Source organism: Sphingomonas sp. (assembly GCF_025362505.1).
GTDB lineage: Bacteria > Pseudomonadota > Alphaproteobacteria > Sphingomonadales > Sphingomonadaceae > Sphingomicrobium.
In genome coordinates, this window is the sequence record NZ_JANYGG010000104.1 from 1 (window position 1) to 8,371 (window position 8,371).

Consider the following 8,371-nt stretch of genomic DNA (forward strand, 5'->3'; position numbering starts at 1 on the left):
CGTGTCGCCATTGGTCGACTTCACTTCGAACACGCCGTCGCCGATCTCGAGGATCGACACGTCGAACGTGCCGCCGCCAAGGTCATAGACCGCGATCGTCTTGCCGTCGTTCTTGTCGAGGCCATAGGCGAGCGCCGCCGCAGTCGGCTCGTTGATGATCCGCAGCACCTCAAGGCCCGCGATCTGCCCGGCGTCCTTGGTCGCCTGGCGCTGCGCGTCGTTGAAATATGCGGGGACGGTGATCACCGCCTGGGTAACCGTCTCGCCAAGGTAAGCCTCGGCGGTTTCCTTCATCTTCTGGAGCGTGAAGGCCGACACCTGCGACGGCGAATATTCCTTGCCCCCGGCGCCGACCCACGCGTCGCCGTTAGTCCCCTTGACGATCTTGTAGGGGACCAGCTCGGTGTCCTTCTTGGTGATCGGATCGTCGAACCGGCGGCCGATCAGGCGCTTGACCGCGAAAATGGTGTTGTCGGGATTGGTCACCGCCTGGCGCTTGGCCGGCTGGCCGATCAACCGCTCGCCGTCCTTGGTGAAGGCGACCACCGACGGCGTCGTGCGCGCGCCTTCCGAATTCTCGATGACCTTGGGCTTGCCGCCTTCCATGACTGCGACGCAGCTGTTGGTCGTGCCCAGATCGATACCGATCACTTTTGCCATATTACTTCCTCTTTACCCCAGTTATGGACCGCCCCACCGCAGCCCGCACCAGATTACGAAGGCGATATAGGGGGCTATGCCGCAGCGACAAGGTTTTGCGGTTGCGGACGTGGAAGCTGATGAATTTGTCAGGAATTTACCGCTAAGCAGGGCGAATGATGGGGGCACTGAAGACTGGCGAGTGGCTGACGCATGATCGGGTGCGGCGGATTGTCGTGATCTGCCTGATCGTCTCGCTCGCCAGCCTCGTCCTCCTTTTCGCCACCGCCCACGGCACGCTCGACTGGAAGGGCCGCCCGATCGGCACCGACTATTCGGAAGTCTATGCCGCCGGCCGCATGGCATGGGACGGCGCCGCCGCGAACGTGTGGGACTGGCCGACCCACTTCAAGGTGCAGCAAGGCCTCCACCACAGCCGGACCGTCGACCTCTACGGCTGGCATTATCCACCGCCGTTCCTGTTCGTCGCGATGGCGATCGCCTCACTGCCCTACATCGCCGGACTGGTGGTGTGGCAGGCGGCGACGCTCGGCCCATTCACGCTGATGATCCGCCGCATCACCGGCCGCCGCGACACGTGGCTGTTCGTCCTTGCCGCGCCGGTCACGCTCATCTGCCTGACTCACGGCCACAACGGCTTCCTGACCGGGCTGCTGCTCGGCGGCGGGCTGATGCTCCTCGACCGGCGGCCGTTCGCGGCCGGGCTGCTGTTCGGCTGCCTCGTCTACAAGCCGCAATTCGCGCTGCTGATCCCGCTGCTGCTGCTCGTCACGCTGAACTGGCGCGCGATCCTCGGCGCGGCGCTGTCCTCGCTCGGCCTCGTCGCGCTGACCTTCGCGATGTGGGGCTGGGATGTGTGGCAGGCCTTCTTCGACAGCCTCCCGCTCACCCGCCACGTGGTGATCGAGCAAGGCCGCACCGGCTGGCACAAGATCATGAGCGCGTTCAGCTTCATCCGCTCGTGGGGCGGCTCGATCGCGTTCGCCTATGCAGTGCAGGCGCTCGTCACGACCACCGCAATCGCCATTACCCTGTGGCTCGCCCGCTCCGCCCGTCCGGCGCTGCGCAACGCGGCGGTCAGCGCCGCGGTATTGCTATCGACGCCTTACGTCCTCGACTATGATTTCGTCGTGCTCGGTCTCGGTATCGCCTGGCTGTGGCGCGACGGCGAGGAACATGGCTTCGGCCCGTGGGAGCGAACCTTGCTCGCCTTCGCCTGGGTCGCGCCGCTGTTCGCCCGCGCAGTCGCCGAGCATACGCTGATCCCGGTCGGCTGGCTGAGCGCGGTGACGATCCTCGCGCTCGCGCTGCTCAAATCATCGGCCTTCAGAGCATCGCCATCCCGCCGTTCACGTGCAGCGTCTGCCCCGTGACGTAACCAGCCTCGCGGCTCGCGAGGTAGACCACGCCCGCGCCGATATCGTCGCCCGACCCCATCGCGCCGATCGGGATGCGCGCCAGGATCGCGGCCTTCTGCTGCTGGGTCAGCGCATCGGTCATCGCCGACGTCATGAACCCCGGCGCGATGCAGTTGACCGTAATCCCGCGGCTTGCGACCTCCTGCGCGATCGCCTTCGACATGCCGATCAGCCCGGCCTTCGACGCGACATAATTGGCCTGACCCGGGTTGCCGGTCACGCCCACGACCGAGGTCACCGACACGATCCGCCCGAACCGCGCGCGCATCATCGGCTTGCACGCCGCGCGCATCAGCCGGAACGCCGCCTCCAGGTTGACGCGAATAACCGCGTCCCACTCATCGTCCTTCATCCGCATCGCCAGATTGTCGCGCGTTACCCCGGCATTGTTAATCAGGATGTCGAGCTTGCCGCCAAGCGCCTCGACCGCGCGCGGCACCAGCGCGTCGACCGCCGCCCCGTCGGACAGGTTGCACTGCAGAGCGACATGCTCGCCGCCAAGCTCATCGCGAAACGCAGCGAGCTTCGCCTCGTTGCTTCCCGACACCGCCAGCCGGGCTCCCTGCCCCGCCAACGCTCTTGCGATCGACGACCCGAGGCCACCCGACGCGCCGGTCACCAGCGCGGTCATTCCGGACAGGTCGAACATCATGCGATCTCCTTCGCCAGCGCTTCGATCTCGTCGATTGTGACGATGCTCGTCACCCGCGCATCGGGCGCGATCCGCTTGACCATCGGCCCCAGCACCTTGCCACCCAGTTCGACGAACTCCTCGACCCCCGCCGCCGCCATGTTGGCGATCGTCTCGCGCCAGCGGACCATTCCGGTGACCTGCTCGACCAGCTGGGCGCGGATGACGTCGGGATCGCTGTCAGCCGCGGCGGTGACGTTGGCGTAGATCGGCAGCGCCGGACGCACGATGACGGTCTTGGCCAGCGCCTCGGCCATTGCTTCGGCGGCGGGCTTCATCAGCGAGCAGTGGAACGGCGCCGACACCGGCAGCTGGATCGCCCGCTTGGCACCCATTTCCTTGGCGATTGCGATCGCGCGGGTGATCGCGCCGAGGTGGCCCGAGATCACCACCTGGCTCGGATCATTGTCGTTCGCGACCTCGCACACTTCGCCTTCGGCGGCGGCGGCGGCAATGCGCCGGGCGGTGTCAAGATCGGCGCCGAGAAGCGCCGCCATCGCCCCGATGCCGACGGGGACGGCCTGCTGCATGGCTGTGCCCCTGGTGCGCAGAAGTTTCGTGCAGGTCGAAAGGTCCAGTGACCCCGCCGCGCAGAGGGCCGAATATTCTCCAAGGCTATGACCGGCCGCCATATTCGCGATGTTCGTGAAGTTCAGTTTCCCGTCGCGAACGAGGGTCTCGAACACCGCAATCGCATTGGCCATGATCGCCGGCTGGGCATTTTCGGTCAGCTTGAGCTCGTCCTCGGGACCGTCGCGCATCAGCCGCGACAGGTTCTGCCCGAGCGCCTCGTCGACCGTCTCGAACACGTCGCGCGCCGCGCGGCTCGCGTCACTGAGCGCTGCACCCATGCCGACCGCCTGGCTACCCTGACCCGGAAACAAGAATGCGCGCATCGAAATCCCCTCGTGAACAAGTGGCGCGCGGCCTAAGCCCGGCGGTCACGATTGCCAAGCCCGCACGACAGTGCGAAGCTTCTCGTCCATGACCGACAAGTCCAGCGCGCTTCTGCATACCCTCCCCGCGCCCCGCCTGCTCGGCCGCTGGATGAGCCTGGCGATGGTCGTCGGCACGATGATCGGCTCAGGCGTCTATCTGCTGCCGACGACGCTGGCACCGTTCGGGCCGAATATGCTGGTTGCCTTTGCCGTCACCATCGGCGGCACCATGTGCCTGGCGCTCGCCTTGGCGTTGCTGGCGGCGCGCATTCCCGGCGGCCCGTTTGCCTATGTCGAGCAGGCGTTCGGCGAGACCACCGCCTTCGTCACTCTGTGGAGCTATGCCGTGTCGCAATGGACCGGCGTCGCGGCGATCGCGATCGCGGTGGCGGGCGCGCTGTCCTATGTCGTGCCGGCCCTCGGCCACGGGGTCGGCCTGATCACCGTCGCGCTAATCTCGATCGCGGCGCTTCTGGCAATCAACCTGCGCGGGGTCCGGTCGGCGGGCAGGCTGCAGGTCGCGGCGACGCTGATCAAGATCGTGCCGCTGCTGGCGGTGGTCCTGCTGGTCACCGGGCGCTTCGCCACCGCCACCCCGGTAGAGCCACTTGCCGCCGTGCCGCTTACACTGACCGGGATCGCCACTGCAGGGGCGCTGATGCTGTTCTCGCTGACTGGATTCGAGGCCGCCGCGGTTGTCGCCACGGTCACCGACGACAGCGAGACCAATGTACCGATGGCGACGCTGGTTGGCACCGCGCTGACCGGCGCGATCTACCTAACCGCCACCGTCGCCACCCTCATGCTATTATCGAGCGCGCGCGCGTCGAACAGCGGCGCGCCCTTCGCCGACGCGATCGCGCCGATCCTCGGCCAGGCCGCCGGTGCAGTGGTCGCCGCCATCGCCGCGGTCAGCGCTTTTGGTACCGCCAATGCGTTACTGATGCTGGCGGCGGAAGTCTCGCGCACCCTGGCGCGGGCCGACGACTTGCCGCGACTGTTCCGTCGCACCAACGCCCGTGGCGCGCCGAGCGGAGCGCTGATCGTCAGCGCGCTCATTGCCGCCCTACTGGTCCTGGCCAGCTCGAGCGACAGTTTCGTGCCCGTCTATATATTCATTACGCTGGTCTCGACCGTCTCTGCGCTCGTGCTTTACTTGGTCTGCGCCGCTGCCACACTGAAGCTTGGAGTCGGCGGACGCTGGACGGCGCTGATGATCGTCGCTGTCGCCTACGCAGTCGTGATGTTCATCGGCGCCGGGTGGGAGCCGACGCTGTGGGGATTCGGGCTGGCGGCGGCGGGCCTGCCGATCCGCTGGCTGTCGCGCCGGTTCAATCGTGCGACCAGTCGCCAAAGTCGGTGAACGCCGCAAACGGTGTTTCGCCGGCGCGATCGCGTCCTTGCTGCCCGATCAACCGGCCTTTGCGAAGCCCGTAACCTGATCCGGCGTCGCCGAACGGCGCTCGCACGACCTTGCCTTTCGCCTGCCGTTCGCCCATAGGCCCGCTCGTTCGGGGTTTGGCGTTGCCGCGCCCCCTTCAATTTTGAGACGACAGCCGGAGGGGCGCTCGCATGGTGCGGCGTCAGCGATCGGCCAACAGATGAGACAAGCATGCCGCTTTACGAGCATGTTTTCCTCGCGCGTCAGGATCTGGCCCAGGCCCAGGTCGATACGCTCGCGGAAAACGCGACCAAGATCATCACCGACAACGGTGGATCGGTGGTCAAGACCGAAACCTGGGGCCTGCGCGGCCTCGCCTATCGCATCGCGAAGAACCGCAAGGCGCATTACGTCATGCTCGACCTCGACGCGCCCCCCGCGGCCGTCGCCGAGCTCGAGCGCCAGACTGGCCTCAACGAGGATGTGCTCCGCTTCATGACGATCAAGGTCGATGCCCATGAGGCTGGCCCGTCGGTGATGATGCGCAAGAACGACCGCGACCGTGAGCGTGGCGACCGTGGTGGACGCGACGATCGCGGCCCGCGTGGCGGCTTCGGCGGTGACCGTGGCGATCGTGGCGGCTTTGGTGGTGACCGTGGCGGCTTTGGTGGTGGTGATCGCCCCGAGCGTGCGCCGCGCGCCGAGATGGAGGCTTAACCGATGGCCCGTCCCTTTTTCCGCCGCCGCAAATCCTGTCCCTTCTCGGGCAAGGACGCCCCCCAGATCGATTACAAGGACGTCCGGCTGCTCCAGGGCTTCGTGTCCGAACGTGGCAAGATCGTTCCGAGCCGCATCACTGCGGTGTCCACCAAGAAGCAGCGTGAGCTGGCCAAGGCGATCAAGCGCGCCCGCCAGATCGGCCTTCTGCCGTACCTTGTGAAGTAGGGAGGACGAGAACATGGATGTCATCCTGCTCGAACGCGTCGAGAAACTCGGCTCGATCGGTGACGTGGTCACCGTGAAGAACGGTTTCGCACGCAATTTCCTCCTCCCCAACAAGAAGGCCCTTCGCGCCAACGAATCGAACCGCAAGCTGTTCGAAACCAACCGCGCGAAGATCGAGATTGACAACGCCAGCAAGCGCAGCGATGCCGAAGTCGCGTCGAAGGACGTCGATGGCAAGTCGGTCGTGCTGATCCGCCAGGCGTCGAATGTCGGCGCGCTCTACGGTTCGGTCAGTGCACGCGACGTTGTCGACGCGCTCGAGGCCGAAGGCGCCAAGGTGCTCAAGAGCCAGGTCATTCTGGGCAAGCCGATCAAGTCGATCGGGCTCCACGAGGTGCGCATCGCGCTGCACCCCGAGGTCAGCGTGACCGTCAAGGTCAACGTAGCCCGCTCGCCCGAAGAGGCCGAACTGCAGTCGCAGGGCGTCGACGTCATGTCGTCGATGTTCGAACGCGACGAGGCCGGCTTCACCGAGGCCTATGACCCCAACGCCGAGCCGGGCGCGACCGCCGAGGTCAATCCAGACGCGGAAGTTCCGGCCGCTGCTAACGAGGCCGACCCCGAAGCGTAAGCGCGGGTTTGCCGATCGAAGAAACGGGCCGCCGGGGGAAACTCCGGCGGCCTTTTCGTGGGTCGGCGGTTCGTCGCGCCGCCCTCGGCTCGTCGCAAATCCCGGGAACGGCACACCCGGGCATTGGGTTAAGACCGCGCGGGGGCAGGCAGGGCCAGTCGGCGGCGAGCAGCGGCAGCTATGACGACAGCGACACGTTGACCCAGCAGGATCAGGGCTACGGCGACAGCACGTCCGCCCAGCGCTCGGGCGGCCAGTCGATCCGTGGTCAGGGATCGACCGACCAGGACGAAGAACAGTCGGACCTCGACGGGCAATAGGCCTGCCGCCCCGACAAGACGGACAGGCGCCGCGCCTCCCGCATCGCGAGGCGCGGCGTCTTGCCTGTCAGGCAGCCGCGGTCGGCGCTGCGACTCGCGCGAAAAAGGCCTGCTCGCGGGCGACAAGTCCCGCGAAACTCGGTCGGGCAAGGATCGCCTCGGCATAGGCTTTCGCACGGGGCCAGCGCGACAGGTCGAGCCCGAGATGACCCAAGTTGGCGAACGGGCTGGCAACGGCCAGATCCGCCAGGGTGAGCCGGTCCTCGACCAGGAAGCCCGACGCCGGGATTGCAGTATCGAGATAGTCGAGCACCGCCGGCAATTCCTCATGCTCAGCCGTGTCGGCGGCCCCAAGGTCGCCGTCGCGACCGAGGAAGCGCGGCGCGACAATCCGGTTGAAGAACATTTTTCCAGCCAACGCACACAGGATCGTGTCGCCCCACTCATCGAACCAGATCGCCCGCCCGCGCGCACGCGGCTCGGTCGGGATCAGCTTCGCTTCCGGCTTCAGCGCGTCGAGGTAGTGAACGATCGCGCTCGAATCGGCGAGGGTGTAATCGCCGTCGATCAACGCCGGCATCTTGCGAAGCGGGCTGGCGCGCAGGAAGTCCGGATCGGTCGATCCTATTCCCATCGGCTTCAGTTCAAGCTCGGTGTCCTGTTCGGCCGCGAACGCCAGCACCTTGCGCACAAACGGCGACATCGACGAACCGTAGAGGATCATGCCCAAATCTCCTTCCCGCGTGGCATAGGCCGGCTCCGCGAGCCGGTCCACAGTCAGGCCGTGGCCTGACCGACCGGGGCCGGTCGATCGCTCGGGAGCGGCATGCGGTAATGATCGGCGACCCGATCGAGCGCGAGGGTCAGCACCAGCTTGCCCGCGCGCACCGGCCAGCCAAGCGCGCGCTCGGCCTCGCGCATTCCCTCGCCCGCGCACACCACCCGCCACAAGATGTCGGACAGGCCGGCGCCCGCCGCCTCGGTCGCTGTGTGGAACCGCCGACGCGCATCGATCTGTGCCAGCGACAGGTCGATCCCCGCCGATGCCCCGCCGCCGCGCGCGACAGGTGCGCCATCCCACGACATGGTCACACGCGGATCAAGGCAGCTTCGCTCCCAGTCCGCGCGGAGCCGCTCTCCCGCCTCATATTGCCTGAGGCTGACATGACCGCGCGCGAGCAGCCAGCCGAGCGGCGATTCGCCGAGGTTGACCGTCACCGAACGAACCGGCCCGCCCGGTTGCGCCCTGCCGCGCCCGGCTCGTTTGCCGTCGGTTCGGGGCGGCACAGGACGACCGCTGACCACCCCGTCTTCAATTGCTCGTTCCTCAAGCAGCCTTGGTCCATCGCGTCGCGCCATGCCTTGTTCCTCCCAAGATGAAGGCTTG

11 protein-coding genes are annotated in these 8,371 nt (G+C 66.7%); 6 read left to right on the forward strand and 5 right to left on the reverse strand.

Translation table 11 applies throughout. The features are described from left to right. A partial coding sequence (locus Q0R27_RS09930) for an Hsp70 family protein (RefSeq protein WP_293943922.1) occupies window positions 1-660 on the reverse strand: 660 nt, incomplete at its 3' end. Between the two features lie 155 nt (window positions 661-815). On the opposite strand from Q0R27_RS09930, the gene Q0R27_RS09935 reads away from it, so the two are divergent. Next, the gene (locus Q0R27_RS09935) at window positions 816-2,033 is read left to right on the forward strand and encodes a glycosyltransferase family 87 protein (RefSeq protein ID WP_293943924.1); all 1,218 of its coding nucleotides are present in this window, start codon (window positions 816-818) and stop codon (window positions 2,031-2,033) included. On the opposite strand, the gene fabG is transcribed toward Q0R27_RS09935, so the two are convergent. Beyond that, window positions 1,987-2,727, reverse strand: coding sequence for a 3-oxoacyl-[acyl-carrier-protein] reductase (fabG, locus tag Q0R27_RS09940; RefSeq protein ID WP_293943940.1), 741 nt, complete (start codon window positions 2,725-2,727; stop codon window positions 1,987-1,989). The two genes, Q0R27_RS09935 and fabG, sit on opposite strands and share 47 nt — an antisense overlap. Then, the gene (fabD, locus tag Q0R27_RS09945) at window positions 2,727-3,665 is read right to left on the reverse strand and encodes an ACP S-malonyltransferase (protein WP_293943926.1); all 939 of its coding nucleotides are present in this window, start codon (window positions 3,663-3,665) and stop codon (window positions 2,727-2,729) included. The genes fabG and fabD overlap by 1 nt, the downstream gene beginning before the upstream one ends. An 88-nt stretch (window positions 3,666-3,753) precedes the next feature. Between fabD and Q0R27_RS09950 the strand changes: the two genes are divergently transcribed. From Q0R27_RS09950 to Q0R27_RS09970, 5 genes are all read left to right on the forward strand, one after another. Continuing rightward, window positions 3,754-5,070 carry an APC family permease gene (locus tag Q0R27_RS09950; RefSeq protein WP_293943928.1) on the forward strand — a complete coding sequence of 439 codons (1,317 nt, stop codon included), beginning with the start codon at window positions 3,754-3,756 and terminating at the stop codon, window positions 5,068-5,070. Between the two features lie 249 nt (window positions 5,071-5,319). Continuing rightward, window positions 5,320-5,805, forward strand: a complete 486-nt coding sequence (gene rpsF / locus Q0R27_RS09955; RefSeq protein WP_293943930.1) for a 30S ribosomal protein S6 — start codon at window positions 5,320-5,322, stop codon at window positions 5,803-5,805. Between the two features lie 3 nt (window positions 5,806-5,808). After that, window positions 5,809-6,033 (forward strand): 30S ribosomal protein S18, encoded by a 225-nt coding sequence (gene rpsR / locus Q0R27_RS09960; protein WP_293943932.1) that lies wholly within the window; start codon window positions 5,809-5,811, stop codon window positions 6,031-6,033. A 13-nt stretch (window positions 6,034-6,046) separates the two neighbouring features. Next, on the forward strand, window positions 6,047-6,664 hold the full coding sequence (gene rplI / locus Q0R27_RS09965) for a 50S ribosomal protein L9 (protein WP_293943934.1): 618 nt from the start codon (window positions 6,047-6,049) through the stop codon (window positions 6,662-6,664). Window positions 6,665-6,672: 8 nt separating this feature from the next. Then, window positions 6,673-6,984, forward strand: coding sequence for a hypothetical protein (locus Q0R27_RS09970; RefSeq protein WP_293943936.1), 312 nt, complete (start codon window positions 6,673-6,675; stop codon window positions 6,982-6,984). A gap of 67 nt (window positions 6,985-7,051) precedes the next feature. Here Q0R27_RS09970 and Q0R27_RS09975 read toward each other — a convergent pair whose 3' ends face one another. Both Q0R27_RS09975 and Q0R27_RS09980 read right to left on the reverse strand, forming a co-directional pair. Beyond that, entirely contained in the window at window positions 7,052-7,708 is a 657-nt protein-coding gene (locus tag Q0R27_RS09975) for a glutathione S-transferase family protein (RefSeq protein ID WP_293943938.1), read from the reverse strand. Window positions 7,709-7,761: 53 nt separating this feature from the next. Beyond that, a complete protein-coding gene (locus Q0R27_RS09980) occupies window positions 7,762-8,343 on the reverse strand; it encodes a DUF6456 domain-containing protein (RefSeq protein WP_293943942.1) in 582 nt (193 codons plus the stop codon). Window positions 8,344-8,371: the final 28 nt, after the last annotated feature.

Bases quoted from the DNA above. Each gene is read 5' to 3' on its own strand.
- Q0R27_RS09935 (WP_293943924.1), top strand. From the start codon at position 816: ATGATGGGGGCACTGAAGACTGGCGAGTGGCTGACGCATGATCGGGTG.
- fabG (WP_293943940.1), bottom strand. From the start codon at position 2,727: ATGTTCGACCTGTCCGGAATGACCGCGCTGGTGACCGGCGCGTCGGGT.
- Q0R27_RS09950 (WP_293943928.1), top strand. From the start codon at position 3,754: ATGACCGACAAGTCCAGCGCGCTTCTGCATACCCTCCCCGCGCCCCGC.
- rpsF (WP_293943930.1), top strand. From the start codon at position 5,320: ATGCCGCTTTACGAGCATGTTTTCCTCGCGCGTCAGGATCTGGCCCAG.
- rplI (WP_293943934.1), top strand. From the start codon at position 6,047: ATGGATGTCATCCTGCTCGAACGCGTCGAGAAACTCGGCTCGATCGGT.
- rpsR (WP_293943932.1), top strand. From the start codon at position 5,809: ATGGCCCGTCCCTTTTTCCGCCGCCGCAAATCCTGTCCCTTCTCGGGC.
- fabD (WP_293943926.1), bottom strand. From the start codon at position 3,665: ATGCGCGCATTCTTGTTTCCGGGTCAGGGTAGCCAGGCGGTCGGCATG.
- Q0R27_RS09975 (WP_293943938.1), bottom strand. From the start codon at position 7,708: ATGATCCTCTACGGTTCGTCGATGTCGCCGTTTGTGCGCAAGGTGCTG.
- Q0R27_RS09980 (WP_293943942.1), bottom strand. From the start codon at position 8,343: ATGGCGCGACGCGATGGACCAAGGCTGCTTGAGGAACGAGCAATTGAA.